The 24,209-nt window shown below is 45.4% G+C and carries 24 protein-coding genes, 1 pseudogene and 1 other annotated feature; of the genes and pseudogenes, 18 read left to right on the top strand and 7 right to left on the bottom strand.

Annotated elements, in window-relative coordinates; translation table 11 throughout:
• The first annotated feature begins 95 nt into the window (after positions 1-95).
• Both H9L42_RS13235 and H9L42_RS13230 read left to right on the top strand, forming a co-directional pair.
• On the top strand, positions 96-1,487 hold the full coding sequence (locus H9L42_RS13235) for a Na+/H+ antiporter NhaC family protein (RefSeq protein WP_187303884.1): 1,392 nt from the start codon (positions 96-98) through the stop codon (positions 1,485-1,487).
• A gap of 16 nt (positions 1,488-1,503) precedes the next feature.
• A complete protein-coding gene (locus H9L42_RS13230) occupies positions 1,504-3,129 on the top strand; it encodes an amidohydrolase (protein WP_187303883.1) in 1,626 nt (541 codons plus the stop codon).
• Positions 3,130-3,183: 54 nt separating this feature from the next.
• Here H9L42_RS13230 and lexA read toward each other — a convergent pair whose 3' ends face one another.
• From lexA to H9L42_RS13215, 3 genes and pseudogenes are all read right to left on the bottom strand, one after another.
• A complete protein-coding gene (lexA, locus tag H9L42_RS13225) occupies positions 3,184-3,825 on the bottom strand; it encodes a transcriptional repressor LexA (protein ID WP_243235787.1) in 642 nt (213 codons plus the stop codon).
• Between the two features lie 146 nt (positions 3,826-3,971).
• A pseudogene (locus tag H9L42_RS13220) lies at positions 3,972-5,300 on the bottom strand (aminotransferase class III-fold pyridoxal phosphate-dependent enzyme); the annotation flags it as partial.
• 79 nt (positions 5,301-5,379) lie between these two features.
• Positions 5,380-6,804 (bottom strand): aldehyde dehydrogenase family protein, encoded by a 1,425-nt coding sequence (locus H9L42_RS13215; RefSeq protein WP_187303880.1) that lies wholly within the window; start codon positions 6,802-6,804, stop codon positions 5,380-5,382.
• A 161-nt stretch (positions 6,805-6,965) separates the two neighbouring features.
• Between H9L42_RS13215 and H9L42_RS13210 the strand changes: the two genes are divergently transcribed.
• Positions 6,966-7,127 carry a hypothetical protein gene (locus H9L42_RS13210; RefSeq protein WP_187303879.1) on the top strand — a complete coding sequence of 54 codons (162 nt, stop codon included), beginning with the start codon at positions 6,966-6,968 and terminating at the stop codon, positions 7,125-7,127.
• A 72-nt stretch (positions 7,128-7,199) separates the two neighbouring features.
• Here the strand turns inward: H9L42_RS13210 and H9L42_RS13205 are convergent, their stop codons facing one another.
• On the bottom strand, positions 7,200-8,579 hold the full coding sequence (locus tag H9L42_RS13205; RefSeq protein WP_187303878.1) for a sigma-54 interaction domain-containing protein: 1,380 nt from the start codon (positions 8,577-8,579) through the stop codon (positions 7,200-7,202).
• A gap of 144 nt (positions 8,580-8,723) precedes the next feature.
• Between H9L42_RS13205 and trxA the strand changes: the two genes are divergently transcribed.
• The 9 genes from trxA (at position 8,724) to sigE (ending at position 14,164) form a co-directional block, all read left to right on the top strand.
• A complete protein-coding gene (gene trxA / locus H9L42_RS13200; RefSeq protein ID WP_187303877.1) occupies positions 8,724-9,032 on the top strand; it encodes a thioredoxin in 309 nt (102 codons plus the stop codon).
• A gap of 30 nt (positions 9,033-9,062) precedes the next feature.
• A complete protein-coding gene (locus tag H9L42_RS13195; RefSeq protein ID WP_187303876.1) occupies positions 9,063-9,440 on the top strand; it encodes a desulfoferrodoxin family protein in 378 nt (125 codons plus the stop codon).
• A gap of 305 nt (positions 9,441-9,745) precedes the next feature.
• Complete coding sequence (locus H9L42_RS13190; RefSeq protein WP_187303875.1) at positions 9,746-10,396, top strand: Na+/H+ antiporter NhaC family protein; 651 nt, start codon at positions 9,746-9,748, stop codon at positions 10,394-10,396.
• The gene (locus H9L42_RS13185; protein ID WP_187303874.1) at positions 10,393-11,229 is read left to right on the top strand and encodes a Na+/H+ antiporter NhaC family protein; all 837 of its coding nucleotides are present in this window, start codon (positions 10,393-10,395) and stop codon (positions 11,227-11,229) included. Before H9L42_RS13190 ends, H9L42_RS13185 begins: the two co-directional genes overlap by 4 nt.
• Positions 11,226-11,355, top strand: a sequence feature (ribosomal protein L20 leader region). It overlaps the preceding gene by 4 nt.
• A gap of 63 nt (positions 11,356-11,418) precedes the next feature.
• A complete protein-coding gene (gene infC / locus H9L42_RS13180; protein WP_346726321.1) occupies positions 11,419-11,886 on the top strand; it encodes a translation initiation factor IF-3 in 468 nt (155 codons plus the stop codon).
• A 32-nt stretch (positions 11,887-11,918) separates the two neighbouring features.
• Positions 11,919-12,119, top strand: coding sequence for a 50S ribosomal protein L35 (rpmI, locus tag H9L42_RS13175; RefSeq protein ID WP_187303873.1), 201 nt, complete (start codon positions 11,919-11,921; stop codon positions 12,117-12,119).
• A 16-nt stretch (positions 12,120-12,135) separates the two neighbouring features.
• Positions 12,136-12,495 (top strand): 50S ribosomal protein L20, encoded by a 360-nt coding sequence (rplT, locus tag H9L42_RS13170; protein ID WP_187303872.1) that lies wholly within the window; start codon positions 12,136-12,138, stop codon positions 12,493-12,495.
• 87 nt (positions 12,496-12,582) lie between these two features.
• The gene (locus H9L42_RS13165; RefSeq protein ID WP_187303871.1) at positions 12,583-13,440 is read left to right on the top strand and encodes a sigma-E processing peptidase SpoIIGA; all 858 of its coding nucleotides are present in this window, start codon (positions 12,583-12,585) and stop codon (positions 13,438-13,440) included.
• Positions 13,430-14,164: an RNA polymerase sporulation sigma factor SigE gene (gene sigE, locus H9L42_RS13160; protein ID WP_187303870.1), complete on the top strand. Its 735-nt coding sequence runs from the start codon at positions 13,430-13,432 to the stop codon at positions 14,162-14,164. Before H9L42_RS13165 ends, sigE begins: the two co-directional genes overlap by 11 nt.
• Before the next feature lie 356 nt (positions 14,165-14,520).
• On the opposite strand, the gene H9L42_RS13155 is transcribed toward sigE, so the two are convergent.
• Complete coding sequence (locus H9L42_RS13155; RefSeq protein WP_187303869.1) at positions 14,521-15,624, bottom strand: alkaline phosphatase family protein; 1,104 nt, start codon at positions 15,622-15,624, stop codon at positions 14,521-14,523.
• Between the two features lie 148 nt (positions 15,625-15,772).
• On the opposite strand from H9L42_RS13155, the gene H9L42_RS13150 reads away from it, so the two are divergent.
• Positions 15,773-16,651 (top strand): MBL fold metallo-hydrolase, encoded by an 879-nt coding sequence (locus H9L42_RS13150; RefSeq protein ID WP_187303868.1) that lies wholly within the window; start codon positions 15,773-15,775, stop codon positions 16,649-16,651.
• 63 nt (positions 16,652-16,714) lie between these two features.
• Here the strand turns inward: H9L42_RS13150 and deoC are convergent, their stop codons facing one another.
• Positions 16,715-17,371 (bottom strand): deoxyribose-phosphate aldolase, encoded by a 657-nt coding sequence (gene deoC / locus H9L42_RS13145; RefSeq protein WP_187303867.1) that lies wholly within the window; start codon positions 17,369-17,371, stop codon positions 16,715-16,717.
• A 212-nt stretch (positions 17,372-17,583) separates the two neighbouring features.
• Here deoC and H9L42_RS13140 point away from each other — a divergent pair, with 212 nt between their 5' ends.
• Positions 17,584-18,915 (top strand): CNNM domain-containing protein, encoded by a 1,332-nt coding sequence (locus tag H9L42_RS13140; RefSeq protein WP_187303866.1) that lies wholly within the window; start codon positions 17,584-17,586, stop codon positions 18,913-18,915.
• Between the two features lie 40 nt (positions 18,916-18,955).
• Here the strand turns inward: H9L42_RS13140 and H9L42_RS13135 are convergent, their stop codons facing one another.
• A complete protein-coding gene (locus tag H9L42_RS13135) occupies positions 18,956-19,948 on the bottom strand; it encodes a J domain-containing protein (protein WP_187303865.1) in 993 nt (330 codons plus the stop codon).
• Between the two features lie 172 nt (positions 19,949-20,120).
• Between H9L42_RS13135 and H9L42_RS13130 the strand changes: the two genes are divergently transcribed.
• From H9L42_RS13130 to H9L42_RS13115, 4 genes are all read left to right on the top strand, one after another.
• Positions 20,121-21,065 carry an AEC family transporter gene (locus H9L42_RS13130; RefSeq protein ID WP_187303864.1) on the top strand — a complete coding sequence of 315 codons (945 nt, stop codon included), beginning with the start codon at positions 20,121-20,123 and terminating at the stop codon, positions 21,063-21,065.
• A gap of 14 nt (positions 21,066-21,079) precedes the next feature.
• On the top strand, positions 21,080-21,745 hold the full coding sequence (locus tag H9L42_RS13125; RefSeq protein ID WP_187303863.1) for a nucleotidyltransferase domain-containing protein: 666 nt from the start codon (positions 21,080-21,082) through the stop codon (positions 21,743-21,745).
• Positions 21,746-21,763: 18 nt separating this feature from the next.
• Entirely contained in the window at positions 21,764-22,726 is a 963-nt protein-coding gene (locus H9L42_RS13120) for a fibronectin type III domain-containing protein (RefSeq protein WP_187303862.1), read from the top strand.
• A gap of 162 nt (positions 22,727-22,888) precedes the next feature.
• On the top strand, positions 22,889-24,196 hold the full coding sequence (locus H9L42_RS13115; protein WP_187303861.1) for a fibronectin type III domain-containing protein: 1,308 nt from the start codon (positions 22,889-22,891) through the stop codon (positions 24,194-24,196).
• Positions 24,197-24,209: the final 13 nt, after the last annotated feature.

Raw genomic sequence — 24,209 nt, 5'->3', positions numbered from 1 at the left:
GAAGAAGGTTGATAGAAAGGAAAGTGTATCTTGTAGATGACTTGCTAAATGAGTCAATTACAATATACCAGTGTATCTTGTAGATGACTTGCTAAATGAGTCAATTACAATATACCAGGAGAGAAGTTGCTATGGATGGAGCTTCTACATACGGGATCCTTAGTCTGATACCCGTACTGGTGGTAATTGTAAGTGCCATAATTACAAAGAGAGCGCTGGAGCCACTTATCTTAGGTACTCTGGTGGGATTTGTCATTTTGGCAAAACAGAATTTTATTGTTGCTTATTTGGATTCACTCTACGGAGAACTAGGGGAATCGGCGTATTATGTAGTCGTATTTGGACTTTTTGGAATTTATATTCATTTGCTTGAAAGAGCCAACGCGATTTCCGGTTTCACAAAGCTAGGGTTAAAATTCGCAACGAATAAGAAAAAGACAGGTCTTCTTGCCTGGATCATGGGAATCATCTTTTTCCTGGACAATTATTTCAGTATTCTGGGAGCGGGTGTATCAAACCGCAAAATCGCGGATGAAAACAAAATGTCCAGAGAGATGTTCGCGTTTGAAATTAATTCCGTGGCCTGCTGTACCTGTATTCTCATCCCGCTGTCACTGTGGGGCGTATTTATGAGCGGACAGCTGGAAACGACTCTGGGGCTGGAAGCCGGGCAAGGGCTGCAGGAAGTGATTAAAGCGATTCCGTTTATGTTCTTTGCCTTTGTCCTTCTGATTTTTGTGCTGCTTTATCAGTTCCGGATTATCAAACCGTTTGGATTGATGAAGAAGGCGGAATTGAGAGCGGAGCAGACCGGAAAGCTGTTGCCGGAAGATCTGGAAGAAGAAGCGGATGAGAATGAAAACAAAAAAGACGTTAATATCCTGAACTTCCTGATCCCAATGGTAGCGCTGATTGTTGTAACTCTTGTTTTCCAGGAACTGCTTTACGGCCTGATTGTAGGTATTGTTATCTGTTTCCTGATGTATATTCCGCAGAAACTGGTCGGATTTACAGAAGCCTTTGATTCTATTGCGAAAGGATTTGAGGAAATGTTCGGAGTAACAGCGATTGTAATCAGTGCTTTTGTACTCCAGAACGCCAACGATGAACTGGGCCTGGCGCCGTTTGTTGTAAACAGCGTAGTAGATATTATCACCGCGCCGCTGCTGCCGGTAATCGCGTTTATTATTCTGATGATTCTGGGTTTTGTAACCGGAAGCTTCTGGGGCATGGCTGCTGTATGTTTCCCGATTATGCTGCCGCTGGCACAGGCGCTGGACGCGAATCTCTATCTGGTAATCGGCGCGGTAATCGCGGGATGCGCGGCAGGAAGCGCTACCTGCTTCTACGGAGACTCTGTAACGCTGACTTGCGGAAGTATCGCGAAGATCCGAAACATTGACTATCTGAGAACTTCGCTGCCAATGTTGGTTCCACCGATTATTGTAACGATCATTTTTTATCTGATCGCAGGATTTATATTCTAAGAAATGAGGTGACGAAATGAGTGCGGATTTAGTAATCAAAAGCAACGCTATTTTCGACAGTGTGAGTGACGAGCCTTTTTCCGGTTTTGTGGCAATAAAGGGAAACAAGATTGCCGCGGTTGGAAAAAACATGGAAGACGCGGCGCAGTATATCGGGCCGGACACAAAGGTGTATGATTACAAGGACAAGCTGGTTACGGCAGGTCTTGTTGACGGACACGATCATCTGTGGTGGGGCGCGGTTGCGGATAGCGATCATACTGTTGATCTGACGGCCTCCACTTCCGAAGAAGAAGCTATTGAAATGATTAAAAAGTACGCGGCGGAACATCCGGAGGAACCGAGAATCCGAGGTTTCGGATGGTTCCCCGCGAACTGGAACGACGCGCCGTTGCCGACCAAAGAATCGCTGGACAAAGCGGTGCCGGATCGGCCGGCGTATATGAATTGCGCGGACGCACACACAATATGGATGAATACGAAAGCGCTGGAGGAATCCGGGTATACTCCGGATATGGAACTGGTAGCGGGTTCTGTCGGCGTCGATGAAAACGGCGAACTGGACGGATTGGTTTATGAACCAGATGCGATGGCTTATGCCTGGAACAAGTATTATGACTTCCCGGATGATCAGATGAAGGCGATTATGCGGCACTTTATGAAAGGGCTGGCCGCTCATGGCGTTACTTCATTGAGTGAAATGAGCGCGGATGATTATGAGGAAATGTTCCATCATCGCTACGAAGTGTTCAAAGAAATGGCGGAAGCCGGCGAATTTACAAGCAGAGTTCACGCATATACCGCTTTTATGAGAAGGACAGATTTTTTCGACGCGGTGAAGTGGGCAAAAGAGTTTAATTCTCCGACTTTCAAAGTTACGGGTGTGAAAGGATTCCTGGACGGCGTGACATCAACCTATACCGGACTGCTGCTGGAACCGTACGCGGATCGGCCGGATACCATCGGAGAGGGCGCTCCTTTGGACAGTCAGGAATCTCTCAATGCCAGCGTAATCGCGGCTAACGCGGCAGGTCTTCCGGTGAGAATTCACTGTATCGCGGAAGGTTCTGTCAGAATGGCGCTGGACGCTTTTGAAGAATCCTTGAAAGTAAATGGAAAGCACGGCCTTGTGAATACCATCGAACATATCGAAACCATTCATCCGGATGATATTCCGAGATTTAAAGAACTGGGAGTTGTCGCTTCCATGCAGGGGGAACACCTGCCGCTGGAGATGAATGAAAAAATTATTCGTCTGGGCGAGGAGCGCTGCCGATATGAGTGGGCGTTCCGTTCTTTCCTGGACTCAGGGGCAGTTCTCGCTCTGGGTACGGATTTTCCTGTAGTTCACTATAATCCGTTCCCTGGCATCTACGCGACAGTGGCTCGGAAAAATCATGACGGGTCTATGGCTGGCGTAGATAACGGAGAATACCTGACAGTAGCAGAGGCGTTAAAAGCCAATACAATGGGTTCGGCCTTTGTTTACGGAAGAGATCATGAGTTGGGTTCTCTGGAAGAGGGCAAACTCGCGGATGTGGTTGTTATGGACCGCAATCTTTTTGAGATTCCGGCGGATGATATTAAGGATACGAAAATCCTGCTCACCGTTATGGATGGAAACGTGGTATATGAACAATAAAGAAGCATAAAAAAAGGGGATCTGCTGGTCAGATCCCTTTTTTACAGTCTCTGTTTAGAAATAACGGAATACGCCTCTTACTTTTCCCAAAATCCGTACATCCTGGACAATAATTGGACTCATGGACGCGTTTTCCGGCTGAAGGCGGATATGGCCGTCTTCTTTATAAAAGGTTTTTACTGTAGCTTCACTTTCGAAACCGTCAACCATAGCTACGACAATGTCCCCGTTTCTGGCTGTTTGCTGTTGCTGAACCAGTATGTAATCACCGTCCATGATTCCCGCTTCGATCATACTTTCTCCCTTTACAACCAGCATGAAGTTCGTGCTGCTGCCTAGAAAACGGGAAGGTATGGGAAAAGAGTCCTCGATGTTCTGCTCGGCCAAGATTGGCGTTCCGGCAGCGATGCGCCCGACAACCGGGATATCTACAATATCCGTGCGCCGCGCATTGTCAATGTGGGGTTCGGGAGTCAGGTTGGGTTCGTCCTGATCGACTAGCATCAAAGCGCGGGGCTTGGATGGGTCCTTTACGATGAATCCCTTTTTTACCAGACTGTCAATGTCCTTATGGGCAGTGGAAGTGGACTTTATATGAAGCGCGCTGCATATTTCGCGTACCGTTGGGGGATATCCCTTTTCCCTGATTTCCTCTTTCATATAATCCAGAATTTTCTGTTCGCGTTCTTTTAACATAACGGCGCCTCCAAAGTTCATTTATTTTTAATAGGATACCATAAAAAGAACAAAATGTAAACAAATGTTCACGATCAAAAAAAGAACGCCTCAAATATGAGACGCTCTTAAAAGGAGTACTTTTCATGATCAAGCTAACTCTAAAACTATTTAATCATGTTGTCAACTGAATCCATAACTCTATCCAGGATTCCCATAGCTTCTCTCAGTTCTTCTTCCGTAATAATGAGAGGCGGAGCCACGATAATCATATTTTCATGTGAATATGTATAGAATCCTTCTTTTTTCAGCATTCCTATAATTTTATTCATCAGCCCCTGTGGATCCTCGTTAAAGGCGACAATCGGCTCCCTGGTCTGCTTATCTTTGACAAGTTCAAAGGCGGAAAACAGTCCAATATATCTTACTTCACCCACGCAGGCGTGCTTTTCTTTCAGATCTTCCAGAAGCTGACCCAGAACTTTGCCCTGCTTTGCTACATTATCAGCGATATTCAGGTTCTTATATTCGTTCAGAGTGGCCACAGCGGCCGCGCAGCCGATGGGATGGGCGCTGTAGGTAAGACCGCACATCATTTTGTGATCATCGAAGTATTTAGCAATCTTTTCACACGCGATAACGCCGCCCAGAGGTACATAGCCGCAGGTGCAGCCTTTGGCAAAAGTGATCAGATCCGGCTCGATTTCAAACTGCTGAAAGGCGAAGCAGGTTCCTGTTCGATACCAGCCGGCCATTACCTCGTCACAGACAAGGAGAATTCCGTATTTTGTACAAAGCTCCCGAACACCTTTTACATATTTGGCGGGAGGAATCAGAATTCCATTAGAACCGACAACCGATTCCATAAAGATTGCAGCGATGCTTTCCGGGCCCTCATATTTTACCTGGTTCGTCAGAAGCTCCAGATAGAAATCCGCGACATCATCTTCATTTTCGAATTTGCACGCTTTCGGAGCGCGGTAGGCATAGGGACCGTCGTATTTTACAAATCCCGCAGGGCCCGGCTCGTTGGCGAAATGTCTCGGTTCGCCTGTCAGCATACCCGCGCCGGCAGAAGACCCATGATAGCAGCGGTACATGGAAAAGATCTTCCATCTTCCAGTGTATTGCTTTGCCATTTTTATCGCGTTTTCATTGGACTCCGCGCCGGCGTTTGTGAAGAACACTTTCGCCCCTTTCAGTCCGGATGCCTCGACAATCGCCTCAGCCGCGTCAGAACGCACATCAAGCGAAAATCCCGGTCCGATGAACGGAATCTTATCCGCCTGCTCTTTGATCGCGTTTACGATGGCTTTATTTCCATGCCCAAGATTGGAGTTTACCAGCTGAGCGGACATGTCGTAATATTTCTTTCCATCTTCATCCCAGAAATAAATGCCCTCGGCTTTTGTGATAACGGTCGGATCGATCGCACCCTGAGCGCTCCAGGAATGCAGATTATATTTTAAACTCTTTTCTTTAATTGCTGACATTTTTAATCTCCTTTTATGGGAAAGGAGATTAAAATAGGTCTCCTTTCCCTAACACTCAAATTATTTTCGCGAAATACCGCTCTTATTTGTCCACTTTTTCTCTGAGCTCTGCCGGGAACAATTCGTTCGGATCCGGTCTCCAGTTCAGAATCTGTCTGGATACATAAGTGAAGTTCAGCAGATCTTTCCAAGTCGCATTGTGGGAAACACTGTTTCCACCCCAGGTTCCGCAGCCCAGAGTCATGGATACCGGATATCCGCAGTTCCAGCCGCCGGAGTTCGTCAGACACTGAGGCTGATTTACAACTACCTTCGTAACTGGAACGACAGCAGCCAATTTTGCTACCAACTCGTTATTGGCTGTATGGATACCGCAGGAATGGCCTTTCCCCATGTAATCCAGAGTCTTCATTAACTTATCGACTGCGTCGTCAAAATCTTTCGCCTTCTGAATCCCGGATACTGGAGATAATTTTTCCCCTGTGAACGGATGATCCAGCCCGAAGCCATTCAGTTCTTCGGCCATCAGAACTTTTGTTCCTTCCGGAACGTCAATTTCTGCCAGCTTGGCGATTGATTCCGCGTTCTGCGCGACAATGGCTCTGTTCAGAACGTGATCGTTTGGCGTGTTTGGCCACATTGTTTTCTGTAATTTCGCTTTTTCTTCAGAACCTTCCTTAAAGAGAACCGCGCCGTGTTTTGCCATTTCTTCTACAAATTCGTCATAGCAGCTTTCGAAAACAATAATATTATTTTCTGTGGAACAGGAAGTGGCATTGTCATAAGCCTTAGAGCGTACAATCATTTCCGCTACCTTCGCCATATCCGTTGTGCCATCGACGATAGATACGGTGTTGCCGACGCCGACGCCGATAGCCGGAGTTCCGGAGGAATAGGCGGATTCTACCAGTGCTTCACCTCCGGTTGCCAGAATAAAGTCACACTGCGCCATTAATTCTTTAGAAGTTTCGATCTTTACCCATTCCGGTTCAACGGTTTGCACCAGATCTTCCGGATAGCCCAGTTTTTTTATAGTGGCGCGGATATCTTCAACGATTTCCCAGTTCGTTTTCTTTGCTTTCGGATGAGGGGCGAGGATAATCGCGTTTCTCGTCTTCAGCGCCATATTGGCTTTTACAACCGGTGTGGCTTCCCCGTTTGTTACAGGCATGATGCCGGCGACAACGCCCATTGGTTTTGCCCATTTTTCAATTCCCATAGCTCTGTTTTCTTCCACAAGGCCAACGGACTTTTCGTCTTTCATCTGGATATAGGCACCCCAGATTTTTCCGTACATTTTCTGTTCTTTATCTTCCGCAATGCCCATTCCGGATTCTTCTACCAGCATTTCGCCGTATTTCAGGGCTTTTCCACCCTTCGTAAGATTATAGGCAACCGCAGCAGTCAAAAGGTCAACATCTTCCTGCGTGAAGTTGTTGGCGACAGCCTGTGCCTTTCTTCCCTTTTCGACCAGAGAAGCTACATAATCATGTGCGTTCATTGACATTTTTAAGTCCTCCTTATACATTATTCTTTAAATCTATGCGAAGCGGCATCAATACCAATTGCTGCCACTTTATAAGTGAGCAATCAGCGTGCCAAATTTGAAAATAAAAGTAAGAATTTTCCGCAAAATTTGGGGAGGCGATGAAAACATAAGCGGAAACGTTGAAAAGACAAGCAGTTTGGATGGAAGTAAGGGAAAAATATAATGTATACATGAAAAGTAAGAGATGGGAATTTTGGAAAGCGAAAAAAAGGAAAGGAAAAAATCGATACAAAAAAGTATCAAAATGGAGAGAAAATAATGAAAATAAAGAAAAATATTGAAATTTAAATGAGGCTGAGTGTGATACAGAAAAGTATCGTTGATACAAAAATGTATCAATCGTCAAAAGAGGGTTAACCCTCTTTTGGCGTCAGCCCGTATTTATGGAGTTTTCGTACAATCGTAGGCTGGCTTACCTGCAAAGCTTTCGCGATTGCGCGGGTAGACTTATATTCTGCAAGAGCTCTTGTAAGAACTTCCTTTTCCGCCCGTTCCATGGAAGCACGCAGAGATGTATGCTCCATACTTTGGACAGGTTGTGCCTCAGCTGATGTTCGAATAAATACGGGAAGGTTTTCTTCTGTGATAAGATTGTCTCGGGTGGTGAGGATCAGTCGTTCCACAATGTTTTGCAGCTCACGGATATTACCGGGCCAGGAGTAGTGCAGCAGGACGGCCAACGCTGCCGGTTCCAGGGTTTTGTTTTCTCCCAGTTGATTGTTGTATTTTTCCAGATTAGATTGAATTAGCGGCAGGATATCCTCAGGGCGTTCCCGCAAAGGCGGTACGTTAATGGGTACTACATTTAAGCGATAATAGAGATCTTCCCGGAATTTTCCACTCTTAACAAGGAGGTGCAGATCCTTGTTTGTGGCAGAAATGATGCGTACGTCTACAGGGATCCGATTTACCCCTCCTACTCGGGTGAATTCTCGATCCTGGATCACTTGGAGGAGCTTGACCTGAAGGTTGAGAGGGAGCTCCGAAATCTCATCCAAAAAAATTGTTCCTTTCTGCGCGGCTTCAAAGAGCCCTTTTTTTCCTTCTATGCGGGATCCGGTGAAGGCTCCTCGTTCATAACCGAACAGTTCCGATTCGATCAGGCTCTCAGGAATTGCGCCACAATTTACAGTAATAAATGGAAATTCCTTTCTGGCGCCGTTTTCGTGCAGCAGCTTTGCGATAACTCCTTTCCCCACGCCGGACTCTCCGGTAATCAAAACGGTGGAATCTACCGAAGCAAGGCGGAGGGCAAGCTGCATTACATTCCGCATGGAACGGCTGCTGGCGATAATCGGTTCGCTAGAAGAAATTTCGATAGACTCAAATTGTTTGAGCGTATTCTGGACAAATTCAAGTTGTTTCTGAAGACTGGTTAGTTCTGTGATATCCCGGGATGTAGTAATGATTTTCGTCATTTGACCGTCGGGATCAAAGATTGGGGTTCCGGTTGAAAGTATTTTTTTTCCGTCCCTGTTCTCATGGATGATCGTTATCTCTTTTCTCTGTTCCATGACCTGCTTTGCGACAGAAGGGGTAAAGATACCCCTTTTTTCGAGTTCAGAAATATGGATACCGTGAATTTCTTCCGGAGTTACTTTATAGAGTTCCTGGCAAGCATCGTTACACCACAGGGAATAGCCATCGCTGCTGTCGATGAAGACGGCGTCTTTAACGCTGTTTAAAATAGGAATTAATTCACTGACCGAAAGAGTTTCCAAAAAACGTTCCATAGTTAGAATCTTCGTCCTTTCCAGAATTTGATACAAATATTATAGTATGAAGAAAATTTTTTCGCAAGAATGGAAAATCGGCTTGATTAGGAAACCATTTTGTGGGTATTATAGATAATAACGAAAGGTAAGGAGGACGGAGAAATGGCGGTTATAACAATAACAAATGATAATTTCGAACAAGAAGTTCTAAAATCGGACAAGCCGGTACTGATCGATTTCTGGGCGGCGTGGTGCGGACCCTGTAAAATGATGGGTCCTGTCTTTGAAAATGTGGCGGAAGAACATGCGGATGTAAAGATGGGAAAAATCAATATTGACGAGCAGCCTCAGCTTGCGCAGAAATACGGAGTTATGAGCATTCCGACGTTGATCCTCTTTGAAAAGGGACAGGTAAAGGATACTTCGATTGGGCTGGTTCCAAAAGAAAAGATCGAAATGATGTTAAAATAAAAATGCTGAGAAAAGAATGGAGGAATAAAAATGAAAGTGAAGTTTTTTAGATGTAATCATTGCGGGAATATTATTACTATGGTAATTGACAAGGGCGTGCCGGTAATGTGTTGCGGAGAAGCTATGGAAGAGCTGAAAGCGAACACCACTGACGCGGCGACAGAAAAGCATGTTCCGGTTGTAAAGACAGAAGGGCATAAGGTTTTCGTAGAAGTAGGCTCTACACTGCATCCGATGACAGAGGAACATCTGATTCAGTGGATTTACCTGGAAACAGAAAAAGGCGGACAGCTGAAAACGCTGACAGCGGCAGACGAGCCGAAAGCGATTTTCTGCCTGGGAGAAGACAAGCCGGTGGCTGTATACGAGTACTGCAACCTGCATGGTCTGTGGAAAACGGAGCTGTAAAAACAGTCAGCAGAAAATTTGATAAAGTTGCTTTTTTTAAAAGACAATTTGTATGTACGACGCATCTCACAGTCTGTGAGGTGCGTTTTTTAGGTTTTCTTAAAAGAGGGAGAAAAAATCTTAATTATGTGAATAATTTCTTAATAATAATATTTTGTCGAATAATCTTTAAAATTGTACTCAAATATGAGACGATAGACGAGTTTGGCAGGGGTCTGAGCCTTGAAACCCACATGTCACAATTAAAAAACATGCCCACGCCACTCGAAGCTGTGCATGGTTAATAAGAGAAAGGAATTTTGTATATGCAATTCTTAGATTACTCATTCTGGTCCATTATTCCACCTTTATTGACCATCTTTTTAGTTATCAAAACCAGAGAGGTTATCCTCTCCATGTCCATTGGCATCGCTTTGGGATGCTTTCTTCTCGCGGATCTGAATCCGCTGGGCGCCCTCGAAACGTTTGTTGAGATGCTGATTGGAGCGCCGGCGGAAAATGGTACGTTGACGCCGGGAGCGATTACGGAAACGGATAACATGCTGGTGTTATTGTCCATGGTGATGATCGGCGCGCTGATTGGCCTTCTGGTAAAATCCGGGGCGTCCCGGGCGTTTGCCAACTACCTGGGGCATCGCGTTAATACGAAAAAAAGAACCGGCATCATGGCAAGTGTCGTCGGAACTCTGCTTCTGATTGACGACTACTTTGACAGCCTGACAAACGGAGCGATTATGAAGGAGATTTCCGACAAGAATAAAGTTCCGAGAGAAAAACTGGCTTATTATCTGGATTCCACAACGTACGCGGTCTGCCAGATTTCTCCGATTTCAAGCTGGGTCGCCTTTATCGCGTCTCTGCTGGCGGCAGGTATGATGTCTGCCGGCATAGAGGGCAATGCCTATCAGATGCTGCTCCATTTGGCGGTGAAGAAGAGGACGCCTACGCGGGCATGAAGCTGGCAAACGGAAAGCCCAGAGATCTGATTATCCCGGTTGTGGTACTGATTTGCCTAGTGCTCGGATTTATGATGTATACCGGCGGATTCTTCGAGCATCATAATATTTCTCAGACCATCGGACAGATGGAAGGCATCCGGTCTATGTCTTACGGATTCGTTGTTACGATTCTCTTCACAATGGTTTATATGAGAATACGGAAAGTCGGAACCGCTCCGGAACTGGTTTCCGCGGCATTTGTGGGAGTGAAATCCGTTCTCTACGCGGTATTTGTTCTGTCACTGGGATGGACACTTGGAAATATAGCGGAAGGTCTTGGAACCGCGGATTTTATGATTTCCGTGTTCCAGGGAAATATTCCGCCTGCTGTAACTCCGGCGATTCTCTTCCTGATTTGCGCGGCGATGATTTTCGCCATCGGAGGCGGATGGACGACCTTCGCGATTATGATCCCGATTGTGGTTCCGTTTACTGTGGCAACCGGAGCGGATCTGTCCTTGTGTCTGACAGCGGTAATCGGCGGAAGCGGTCTGGGAGCTACCTGCTCGCCTCTTGCGGATACCTCCATTGTAGCGTCGACCGCTGCTGAAATCTCCATTATCGATCATATTAAGACGCAGCTTCCGTATTCTCTTGTCTGCGGAGCGATTGCCCTGATCGGATATCTGGTAACCGGGTTCAGCGGCAGCTTGCTTATCGGCTATGTTGTTGTCGCGGCTCTGTTTATCGCGGCGGTTATCGTGATGAAGAAAAAATGGGGAGCGTCAGAAAGAACAACAGAAAAAGAAAACTTGACATCGGCGGAGTCTTCTGATATAGTATTCGAGTAGTAAAGAAGAAGTTATCCGCTTCTCACCTCGTGGTAAAGGCGCTGCTGGGGTTCAATAGAGCGTATCACACATATGTATGTGTATTTTAGAGCGGATAACTGAGTTTATCCGCTTTTTTATTTATGGAGGTACGAGACAATTAGTAAGGAAAACCAGATCAACGAAGAAATTCGTGATAAAGAAGTCAGAGTGATTGACAGCGACGGAACCCAGGTGGGGATCGTAAGTCTGAACGAAGCGCTGGACCTGGCGGCGGAGCGCAAGCTGGACCTGGTCAAAATCGCGCCGAAAGCAAAGCCGCCGGTATGCAAAATCCTTGATTATGGAAAGTACAGATATGAACTCCAAAAAAAGGAAAAAGAAGCGCGCAAAAAACAGAAGACCATGCAGGTCAAGGAAATCCGGCTCAGCACATTTATTGAAGAACATGACGTAGAAGTAAAGGCGAAAAACGCGGCGAAGTTTCTGAAGGCTGGAGATAAGGTCAAGGTAAGTCTCCGGTTCAGAGGCAGAGAGCGGGACTACACCAGCAAAGGCATGGATGTTATGAAGCGTTTCGCGGAAGTTGTGGCGGAAACAGGTGAAATTGAAAAGAAGCCTTCTTTTGAAGGAAGGAGCCTTATTATGATTCTGGCACCAAAAACGGATAAGAAGTAAACACATTAAATTAACATAGGAGGATAATCACCATGGCAAAAAACAAGATGAAGTCTCACAGAGGCGCAAGCAAGAGATTCAAATTAACCGGTTCCGGTAAAGTGAAGAGAAACAAGGCCTATAAGAGCCATATTCTTACAAAAAAGAGCCCGAAAAGAAAAAGAGGTCTGAGAAAAGCGACAACTTTAACAGGCGCGGATCACAAGAGAATTAAATCTGTTTTGAGCAAGTAATTCAGGAGGTAGGAAAATGGCAAGAGTAAAAAAAGGTGTAAACGCACATAAGAGACATAAAAAAATCTTAAAGCTGGCAAAAGGTTATTATGGACAGAAGAGCAAGGTGTTCAGAGCCGCGAACCCGGCTGTCATGAGAGCGCTGCGTTCTGCGTATGTAGGAAGAAAGAACAAGAAAAGAGAATACAGAAAACTGTGGATCGCGAGAATCAACGCAGGCGCGAGAATGAACGGAATTTCTTACAGCAGACTGATGGATGGACTGAAGAAATCCGGAATTGAAATCAACAGAAAGATGCTTTCCGAGATGGCGATTCATGACGCTCCGGCTTTCGCCCAGCTTTGCGAAACTGCGAAAAACGCGGTAAACAAATAAAGAAAAACTTCGACAGTTCATTTTGACAAAAAATGACCTCCTTTAGGACTATAATCGAAAGAAAGAGTCCAAAAGGAGGTTTTTTCTTTGACCGTTTACGGCGAGCTTCTGTTTCTGGAAAACTTCATAACAGGCATGGTGATTTTGTATCTGACCGGGAAGCTTTGCGGGCGAAAACGGAGCAGATCCGGTATGGTTTTAGGGGGGCTGATGTGCGGATCCTATTCCTTTGTGCTTTTTGTGCCGATGGTCTGGCCGGCGGCGCTAGCGGGAAAGTTGGCCTTTTCTCTTATGGTAATTTTGGCGGCTTTTGGCTATGGCGGAAGAATTCAGTATTTAAAGACGGTCGCCGTTTTTTATATAGTCAGCTTTCTTATGGGAGGCGTCACGGTAGGGCTGATGTATGTGACCGGAGCGCCGGGGCTTGCTGCTAACGGCAGTGTTTATCTGCATCAGGCAACTTGGATGCAGGTGGCGGCAGGTGTTTTCGTTACATGGGTTCTGGGAAACTGGCTGGCTGACTTTATTCGTGGAAAGTTGCAGAAAGAAAAGGTTTTTACCAGTATGGAGGTGGAAATTTCCGGGAAAAAATGGGAAATGAGGGCTTTTGTCGATACAGGAAACTTCCTGAGGGATCCGGTTTCCGGAAAACCCGCGGCTGTGCTGTCCGCGTCCTGTGGGAAAAAGTTGATGGAGGAGGTAGCGGGAGCGGGGGAAGAATCCCTGAAAACACGGATCTGCGTGATTCCCTACAGTACGGTGGGGGAGAAAGGAATCCTGCAGGGGGTAAGGCCCGATCGGGTGATCGTGGAAGGAAAAACGATTGAAAAAATCGTACTGGCAATCAGCAAAGAGGACTTTAAGCGCTGGAACGGTCAGGAATCCTATGAGGTCCTGTTGCAGCAGCAGATTATAGAGGAAGGGGCACTGGAATATGCAAATTGACACATGGAAAAGAATGACGGCATGGGAACTGGTCAGAAGGCGAATCCGCAGACTTTTGGGAGCAGAGGAATCCTCTGATATACATTATATCGGAGGGAGCGACGTTCTGCCGCCGCCGCTTGATTCCGAAGAAGAGCATAAGGCGCTGATCGCGTTCATGGAAGGAAGCGAGGAAGCGAGAGCAATGCTGATTGAGCATAATCTTCGACTGGTAGTATACATAGCGAAAAAATTTGAAAATGCCGGGGTGAATGTGGAAGATCTGATTTCTATCGGAACCATTGGGCTGATTAAGGCGGTTAATACCTTCAAAATGGATAAAAAAATTAAATTAGCGACGTATGCTTCTCGCTGTATTGAAAACGAAATTTTGATGTATCTGAGGCGCAATAGCAAGACGAAAAGCGATGTTTCGCTAGATGAGCCTTTAAATGTGGACTGGGACGGAAATGAACTGCTGCTTTCCGATATTCTGGGGACGGATACGGATGAAGTGTATACCCATATTGAGGAAGAAGTGAATAAAAGCTTGCTGGCCTATGCTATGAACAAACTTTCAAACAGAGAAAAAGAAATTATGGAGATGCGTTTTGGACTAAAGGGAGGAAAAGAGATGACGCAGAAAGAGGTTGCCGATGAAATGGGAATTTCCCAGTCATATATTTCTCGGCTGGAAAAAAAGATCATAGGCCGACTGCAGAGGGAAATCAAAAAACTGGGATAATCAAGGGAACTTTAGAATAATAGCAAACAAAAACCGGCAGAGCCTACTGCCGGAAAAGAGTTACTTTCTTTTTCATCAAAATCATATTAACGAATTGTTCCCTGCTGAACACATTCATCGATCAGTTCCGCGCAAGTTTCCAACTCATGCTTAATGGCTTTGATCGCATTGATGATTGTGTTTTTGGTAGCAGTACTCATAATATCCCTCTTTTCTTTTTTTGTCTGCTCTAAGTTTTCTTACAATTCTATTATATTGCTTGTTTTGCGCAGTGTCAAAGGGCAAATGAAGATTAATTTGCGAACATATAAAAATTAGTTTGTTTGAAAAAAGGATTTATTTGCGTTTGTATGCTGTTATAACAAATGACGTACAATATCCCGGCTATAAAAATACTGACCGGCAGGCGCGGCGCTGTTGATAGCGACAAGGGGGACGGTACGTTCATAAAGAGAACCGTGGGTCCTGACCTGATTTGTATGAAGCTGGCGTCCCTCCACTTCTCCGAAAGCACAGTCTTTTGCGGCGAAAACCATATAATCACCAATTTCACCTTCTGGCAGGCGATAGAGCCGCGCGGCTTCTTCGGAGGAAAGTGTCCGCTCAACCACGGGCAGATCGGCCAGCAGCTTTAGAACCGAACCTTCCTTCTTTCTGTTTGAAAGGTACAGATACAAAGCGCCGCCTTCTTGGTAAATATGGTTTTCGATATAGCGGTCCTTTAACGGTGGGACGCAGACTACAGGGAGGCATGCCTCGTCAAAGATATTCTGCAGATTGATGATTGTTGTTTTTTGATTCATTCCATGATCCGCGGTAATGTAGATCTCCCGATCCGGATCCAGATTATGGATTTTTTGTACATAATGATTCAGTGTACAAATTTGCTCCTTGGCTTGAGGCGCGTCAGGTCCATAGTGGTGCATAACGAAGTCGTTGGTGGTACAGTAGACCAGATCCGGACTTTCTTTTTTTATGCATTGGTAAGCGGCGTGAAAAATCCACCTGCTGCTGTCCGGGCTTTGAACCTGCGGAGGGGGAGCCAGTTCCAGTTTTTCCAGAAGGGAAGGATCTGGATTCTGCACGCTGAGCCCGAGATGAACGCCTTCTCCGAATACCTCCAGTACTTTTCCTTTTACAGTAAGCAGGGCCGTTTTTCCTCCGGCGGCCTGATAGCGCTGTAAAATTGTAGGTGCTTTCATAAAACCGTGAGATTCAATAAAGCCCTGTTCCCCGGTTTGCCGATTGTAATAGTAATTTCCGATTACATGTGTATCCTCGGGAAAAGCGCCGGAAAGAATACAGGCATGATTGACATTGGTCACAGTCGGAACTGCGGCCTGAACTGTTTTGACAAAACCTCCGTCCTGCTTCGCCAGCCGAAAAATATCTGGCGCAGTCTTTTCTGTTAGATACTCCGGAGCACAGCCGTCAATAACGAAAATTAAAACCTTTCTCATAAAGCACCAACCTTTCTTTTTGTTCAGTTTACCGCAGAATTAACGGATTGTAAAGAAGGCTAGGAAGCAGGGCAATTCGGAAAAAGGAGATTCACTTTCTTGCGGGAACGTGTTAAAATGGAGCGTGGAAAGGGAGGGTTACAAGAGAATGTTTGAATTGATACAGGCCGGTGAGAAAACTTATTATATTAACAATCGCAATATTATGGGGCTTTATTGCCTTAACGATAAAGAAGTGTGCCTTATTGACACGGGGGACGGGGAAAAAGCGGCGGCAGCTATTCAGGAAATTCTGGAGGAAAAGGGATGGAGCCTAAAGTTTATTATTAATACCCATACGCACATTGATCATTTGGGAGGGAATGCTTATCTGATGGATAAGTGGAAATGTCCGGCTTATGCCACTAATGTGGACAACGCGTTCGCGAATCATAAGATTCTCGAAGCGTCCTATATGTTTGGAGGATATCCTTGCGAAGAACTGCGTCGGATTTTCGCGCATCCCGGACCGCTGGGATTTCGGGATATTGAAAATTTTGAACTCCCCCAGGGATTGGATATGATCCATCTTCCGGGGCATAGTTTTGGCATGATTGGGATTAAAACCTCTGACGATGTGTGGTTTATTGGGGACAGCGTTCTCAATTGGAAGTCTCTGGAGAAATATCAGTTCGGGTATCTGGTAGATGTGGAAGGCTATCTGAATACTCTGGCGCTTTTGAAGACCCTGGAAGGGAACCTTTTTATTCCCACACATGGCAAGGCTGAGACCGATATACGTCCTCTGGCGGATGGAAATCAGAACAATATTAAAAATAACATGGACGTAATTCTTGAAATCTGCAGAGGGGGGAAAAATTTTGATTTGATTCTGCGGGAGATTTTTACCCACTATAGAATTGCGCCGCGCATGTCTCAGTATGTTTTGATTGGCTCGACACTTCGATGCTATCTGACCTGCCTGCAGGAAAGGGGAAAGCTGAGGTTTCGTTTTGAAAACAATATTCTTATATGGGAGACATTATAAAAAAAGAACAGGCTCGCTCATTCTGCAAGGACCAGGATAAACGCAGCCTGTTTTATCAACCGATTATTTTAAAGATTCCATGATCGCGGCGGAGGCGCTGCATCCGATGCGGCTTGCGCCGAGACGCAACATCTCTCTGGCGGTGAGAATATCTCGTATTCCTCCGGAAGCTTTTATCTGCGCTTTGTCTCCTACCGTTTCTTTTATCAGAGAGACTGCGTGGGGAGTTGCGCCTGCCTTTCCAAATCCGGTGGAGGTTTTGATATAAGCGGCGCCTGCTTCGATGGCCAGATGACAGGCTTTTACGATTTCCTCATCTTTAAGCTCGCAGGTTTCCAGTATGGTTTTCACAATTCCCTTGTGCCTGCCGGTGGTTTTTACCACTTCCAAAATCTCTTGTCGGACATAATCATAGAGGCCTTCTTTTAAAGCACCGATGTTGATCACCATATCGATTTCCTGGGCGCCATTTTCACAGGCCCATTCGGCTTCGTACTTTTTTGTCTGGGAAGAGTTCATGCCAAGAGGGAATCCTGCTACAGTAACGACTTTAATTCCTGTTCCCGCTAGTTCTTTCGCGGCCAGAGGAACGTAGCAGCTGTGGACACACACACCATAGAAATCGTACTTTTTCGCTTCTTCGCATAGGCGCAAAATATCCGTGTGAGGAGCATCCGGTTTGAGATTTGTGTGATCAAAGTATTTATTCAATGGCTTCATCGCTTCGTCTCCTTTTATTCTCGTTTTCACTGTCCGTATATTTCTATTATATCATACTTTCGCTGCCGGATTACGGAAAAATCTTTACAAAAGACGGAGTGGGACCTTCCATACCTCCCTTTCAGCCCTGTATTGACTTTTTTTGCCAGGGTTGCTATACTTACAATTAGAATATTCTCGATTATCGTTTTTCAGGAAAAGGGGGATTTTTTGTGCCTGTTGGGCTAAGTTTGATTTTAGTCGTTTTCTTTTTATTTATGAACGCGTTTTTCGTAGTGGCAGAGTTCGCGCTTGTAAGGGTCCGCAAGTCGCAACTTCAAATTGCGGAAGAAGAGGGCAGAAGCGGGGCAAAAGCGGCCCTTCGGGTAGCGAATAATGTAAACGCGTATCTTTCCGCGTGTCAGTTGGGTATCACATTGGCGTCTTTGGCTTTAGGATGGCTCGGGGAACCGGCTGTCTCGGAATTGATTCATCCGGCCCTGGGTCTCTTAAACCTTCCCAAATCAGTAATTTCCGCCATTGCAGTCGCGATCGGATTCGCGTTAATCACAGCTCTGCATATTGTAGTGGGGGAATTGATCCCCAAATCACTGGCGATCTTTTCCACGGATCGTTACGCGCGTATGACCGCTCCGCTTCTCGTCTGGTTTTATCGGCTGACCGCCCCGATTATGTGGCTGTTTAACTCCATTACAAACGGAGTGATGAAGCTCCTGGGGCACGATATCGCTAATGAGCATGAAGTGTACACAGGTGAAGAAATTCAGATTCTCATTGATGAAAGCACGCAGAGCGGGCTGATTGATCCTAAGCAAAATGAGCTGGTTGATAATATTTTTGAGCTGTATGACAAAGAGGTCTATTCGATTATGACTCCGAGGACCGATATGGAGTGTTTTGATTTAACCGTTCCGTATGAGGAAAATCTGGAGATGATCAAACGCTGTAAATATACCAGGTATCCGGTGTGCAGAGAAGATAAAGATCATATCGAAGGATTTATTCATATAAAAGATCTCTACTGGAATGATGAAACCATCAGCGGGACCAATTACGAAAAACTGTCTATAAGGGAAATTACAGCGGTATCGGAGTCTCTCTCCGTGGATCGCCTTTTACAGATTATGCAGGACAAGGAAACAAAATTCATGCTGGTGGTGGATGAATATGGCGGCACAGCCGGTATTGTGACATCGTCGGACGTGATGTCGCAGATTTTGGGAAATGATGATGATGAATATATTCAGAACGAAGAGTCGGAAGTGGTTGCTCTCAGTTATGATTGTTTTCTCATAGATGGTTCCCTTCCGGTTTCGGAAACAGTGGAATTGATCGGATTTGAGCCCGAAAAAATTGAGGAATGTGAGACTGCCGCGGGACTGATGCTGAATGTTTTTGGAAGGATTCCAAGTGAGGGCGATCAGATGTCTGTGGAACACAAAAATACGAAAGTAACCTTTACGATTGTAAAAATGGACAGGCATCGAATTGATAAGATCAGTGTGAAAATTGAAAGAACGCAGCAAGAGGAAGAAGAGTCCTAGTCTGGGAATGGGCGGGACAGGCAGAAAAAGCAACCGCTGCTTAAAGCGGCCGGATGGGAGAGACGCTGCCTTGCTGATATTGCTTTAATACCCGTTCGATCCGCAGATTTAAGGATTCTACGACACTATGAATATCGCGATCTGTTCGCTTGATCCAGAGATGAAGATTCTGGTATCTTGCGGCAGTTCGCTTTTTCTTTTGGGGCTGCTTTTCTGAGGCCTGGATTTTGACCAGCGCCATCTTATGCTCGAAGAGGGGAATGGCAATGTAATACAGGCGATCATCAGGAAAGGAAAGGTATCCCAGTACCCGTCCCGCTTGGTTTTTCAGATATAGTCGATGATTTTTGACTCCGGCGGGAGAAAGCTGTTCTCCCGGTTTCAGGCAGGTGGGGCTGCCTGAAAACTCCAACATGGCGGGCATGTAAAAAATCGGATTGCCCTGGGAATCCGGAGTTTCGGATCTCGCAAATTCTTTCAGCAACGCGGTGCCGTCTATAAATTGCTGCGCCAAAAGATAAGTCAGTTCACCGTGAATCTGCCGGCGATTCGTGGGAGGTTCTTTTCTGCGGAACTCCAGGTCGATTTCATCCAGCAGTTCTTTGCCGCACTGGTAAACGCTGAGCAGGAATAACGGAAAATCCTCATCTGTTTTCCACAGATACTTTCCGTGGGCAATCGGAAAGGAGCCCAGCGCCGATCCATTGGAGTCTTCCGCGTAATGGAGGATTTCGCGCTCCGTATAGGCATGGGAATTAATTGGCGCGCTCCAGGCGCCGGTTTCTTTTTTCGCGGGGGATTGGGAGGAAGTTTTTCCGCGGGCCTGTGGTGTATCGGCATTTCCGGCAAACCTTTTTTTCAATACGGCATAAGCATGGTTGATTCGCTGAGCATGGCGGGTATAGCGTTCCTCGGAAGAGCCGTGAATGTCCGGATGTACCTGCCGGATCAGCTGGCGGTATTTTGTTTTGATTTCCCTCTCCCCGGCATCGGGAGAAAGCTCTAGAATTTTTAAGGCTTCTCTTTCTGTCATAATGGGCTGTGTCTCCTTTACAGACAGTATAGATCATTTTGCAAAAAAAGAATAGAGACCCTCCGTGAAAAAAGGAAAACTTCATTGCTGAATCGGACAGTGTAGATTATAATAGGTATGGAAATTCCGGCAGAGACCGGAACCGTATCTGCTTTGGAAAGGAACCTGTTTTATGGGAATTCTGGAACTGATTTCAGCCTTAATCAAAACCTTTATCATTATTTTCCCCGGATATATCCTGAAAAAGAAAGGAATTTTAACAAAACAATATACCGAAGGACTGTCGTCTATTATTACTTATATTACATATCCTTGTCTGGTAATTAACGCCATGCAGAGAGAGTTCTCCATGGAAGTGCTGAATAACTGCAAATATGTAGTGCTGATTTTCATGGGCGTAGTCCTTGTGTCCATGCTTCTTTCCAGGATTCTCACGCGTTTTATCCGGCTGCCGCTTTCACAGGTCGGGATCCTTTCGTTTATGATGGTATTTGGGAATACCGGCTTTATCGGACTTCCGGTACTAAACGGAATTTTCGGTTCAGAAGCCGTTTTTTACGGAGCTCTCTGCGACGCGTCCTACGATGTATTCATGTTTACCATCGGAATTTCTTTGATTCAGAGTTCTGCCGCAGGTGGAGAAAAGAGGAAAATCGGAGAGATTCTGAAGGGAATTTTAAATCCATGCTTTTTCGGTGTGATGATTGGACTGATTTTGTTTGTTTGCAGGATCGATCTTCCGGATCTTATCGGAAGCCCGATCGAGTCTGTAGGCGCTATGACCAGTCCTATGGCCATGCTCATCGTCGGATCTCATCTGGCGGATATGAAGCTGAAAGAGTTGTTTGCGAGCAAGTCTGTGTACCTGGTTTGTTTCCTGAAGCTGATGATTTCGCCGTTGATCGCGCTGCTTTTAGTGAAGATGTTTATCGGAACCGGTTCTCTTATCGCTTCGGTTTTGATCTTGCAGGCAGCGATGCCGGTGGCAATGTGCAGTGTCATTTTCTCAGAGCAGTATCGGGCGGATGTGAATTTCGCGGCAAAGGGCGTGCTTCTGTCCTCACTGCTGTGCATCTTTACAATTCCAGCTTTTGCTATTCTGCTGCAGTATAGTTAAAAGGAGTATATGTTATGATTGAGATAAAAAAATGGACAGAGCAGTTCCTGGCCGCGTTGGAGGAAACCTTTGGCGGACGGATCTGGTTTTTCGGGCTTCAGGGCAGCTATGGACGGGGAGAAGCGACAGAGGACAGCGATATCGATTTGGTGGTGATTCTGGACGAGCTTTCCCCTGCGGATATACAGGCATACAGCCGCATGCTGGAACGGTTTGCCGAAAGACCTTTCCTCTGCGGTTTCCTCGCGGGAAAAGAAGAGCTGCTCAGTTGGGATGCCGCCGATCTGTTCCAGTTTTATTATGATACCCAGCCGATCAAAGGCAGCTTGGAACAACTGCTTTGCCGAATTGATCCGGAGGCGGCAAATCGAGCGGTTCAAACGGGAGTCTGCGGTATTTATCATGCCTGTGTTCATAATATGCTCTATGAAAAGGATGAAGCGATGCTGCGGGGCCTGTACAAATCCGCGTCTTTTGTCATCCAGGCGGTTGTTTATCTGCAGACCGGGCGGTATGTCAGAAAGCGGGAAGAGCTGATGGAAGCCGCCGGTGAAGAGGAGAGGCGTATCCTCCGCACGTTTGCCCATTTGAAGCAGGGCGGGGCGATAGAGTTCGGGGAAATGTCGGAAACGCTTTTTCTGTGGACAAAGAAATGGATTGGGAAGGAAAAATTATCATAGAAAGAGAGGAAGGAAAGAATGGAATGCAGTAAAAAGAGAAAACATGGTGTGAGGGCAGTTGCCTTCATTTTATGCGCAGTTTTTATGGCAGGGCTGCTGAGCCCGCTGAACGCAAGACAGGCGCAGGCAGCTTCCAAGCAAAACTGGAGGAGTGCATATAAGGGCATTCTCGCGGATTGGAGGAAGGTAGAACGCTATCAGGATACCAGCTATCTGAAACAGTACTTTGGTGAAGGCTACCGGTTCGATCGCTATTATCTTTATGATCTGGATAAGAACGGAACGCCGGAGCTGTTTCTCAATTCAAGAGGTATGGGGCTTACCGTTGTGCTGACTTATAAGAATGGCTTGAAATCTCTGGGGTATGAGGCGCTGGATCGAATACACAAAGGTAAAAAAGAACTGATTGTTCACGGGCACTGGCACGGAGCAGGCGGTTCCGGAACGGATGAATGGAGCATTTACCGGGTTTCCGGAAATAAGTTGAGCCTGACCTACTATATCGATCACATGGCCGGGTATTACTATGTCTATGATTATCGGAAAAATACGTCTTCGGACAGCCGCGGCGCTTATAAGAAAATCTATAAAGAACATGTAAAACCGGCGTCGAGCATCTCCGGATTTAAAAAATATAAGTTGTCCGATCAGACCGGTCTTGCCGTTTACGGAAAGAAACCGGCAAAGACCACAGTCCGCGGCCTGACTGCCAAAAAGAAGGGATTTCGCGTAAAATGGAAAAAGAGAAAAGTCAATACAAAGGGCTATGAAATCCAGTACGCGGGAAACCGCAAGTTCAAAAACGCGAAAAAAGTTACAGTCCGGAAAAAAGGGTCCACCGCAAAAACGATCCGCGGACTTAAAGGAAAAAAACGTTATTATGTGCGGGTTCGTGTATACAACACCGTAAAGGTGAACGGAAAGACAAAGAACGTTTACTCCGGATGGTCGGCGAGAAAAAGCGTAGTGACAAAGAAGTAGATAAAAACTACTGGTAGGAAGTAGAGCGCAAGTGAGAAAGTTTTATATAAATGTAATGAATAAGTGAAAAATGTGAAGAAATGATATGAAATTTTTTGCTATAAATTCACATATGTGATAAACTTTAAATATCATACTAATTGAATTTACGGAGGGAAACGGATGAAAGGAAAAAGAAGAATTGTGATTCTGACTGCGCTCATAATGTGTATAGGCACTATTTTTGTGCCAGTGAGCGGATATGCCGCTACTGCGGAGAAAAAGGGATACGATAATGTGGCTCCAACAATTAATAATGTTACGTTTGCGCAGTCTGTAACAAAGCCGGATGTACTGAAAGTTAGTTTTGACTTGAAAGAAGAAGATACGGGTGCAGTTGGGGTAAGTTTTTATTTTCATAACAGGGAAAACCTAAATTATATGTATTCTAATGTTGGTATCTGGAATAATGGGAGTGAGGGGAATTGGTCTAAAAATCCTAAATTTACCGGACGATATACAGTAAATGTGCGAATACCATCAACAGCTCCAGAGGGAGAATATTTTCTAAGACAGATAGATGTTGCAGATCAGGCAGGAAATCAACGACAATATTTTGAAACTAATCTAGGCGATGAAAATGATATCCAAAATGTGAACATCAACAATGGGCGGAATTCAGTAACTGTAAAAAATGAGTTTGATGTTGCTTTTCAGACATATATTACAAACAGCACGATTCTTTCCAGATTAAAGTCCATGCCGACCGGGACATGTGCGATGATTAATTTCGACAAATACAATCATACCGCGAAAAAAGCATGGTTTGATGCCATTAGAGGGCAGAATAAAACAATCGTCTTTTCTGATGACGGGATTCAGTGGATGATTAATGGGCGAGACATTAAAAAGAAAACCAAGGATGTGGACTTAAATGTGAAGGTAAAGCGGGAGCTTGGGACCTCATATGGGACAAAGGATAATATTGTATCTTTAGACTTTGCATCGAACGGCATTCTTCCGGGAAGCATGACGGTAAGAGTAAAGACTAATTATGTTCTGGGAACTGGCCAGAAGCTTTACTACTATGATGACAACAATTTGAAACTGGAGTCAACGAAAGTGTTGGGATATCAAGATGGGGACAGTACATGGAGTGAACTAAAATTAACACATAACTCGAAGTTCCTATTAAGTAAAAAGGACTTGGTTAATTCGCCTAAGAAATTGAAAACCATACGAAAAAAGGGAAGAAAGCTCCAGGTGAAATGGGGAAAAATAAAAGGTGTAAAGAAGTATCAGGTTCAGTATTCGACCAGCAAAAAGTTCGCGAAAAAGAAAACCAAGACAAAAGTCGTAAAAGGAAATAAAGTAACTTTAAAAAGACTTAAAGCCAAAAAACGTTACTATGTAAGAGTAAGGGCAGTAAAAAGTTCAAAGGTATATGGAATTTACAGTAAGAGCAAAAGAACTGGAAAAATAAAGAGATAGCTTGAAGTGCTCC

Origin of the sequence: Zhenpiania hominis (assembly GCF_014333425.1) — a bacterium.
GTDB classification, from domain to species: domain Bacteria; phylum Bacillota; class Clostridia; order Peptostreptococcales; family Anaerovoracaceae; genus Hominibacterium; species Hominibacterium hominis.
Note: the sequence above shows the minus strand (reverse complement) of the source record. Positions and strands in the feature narration are given on the sequence as shown.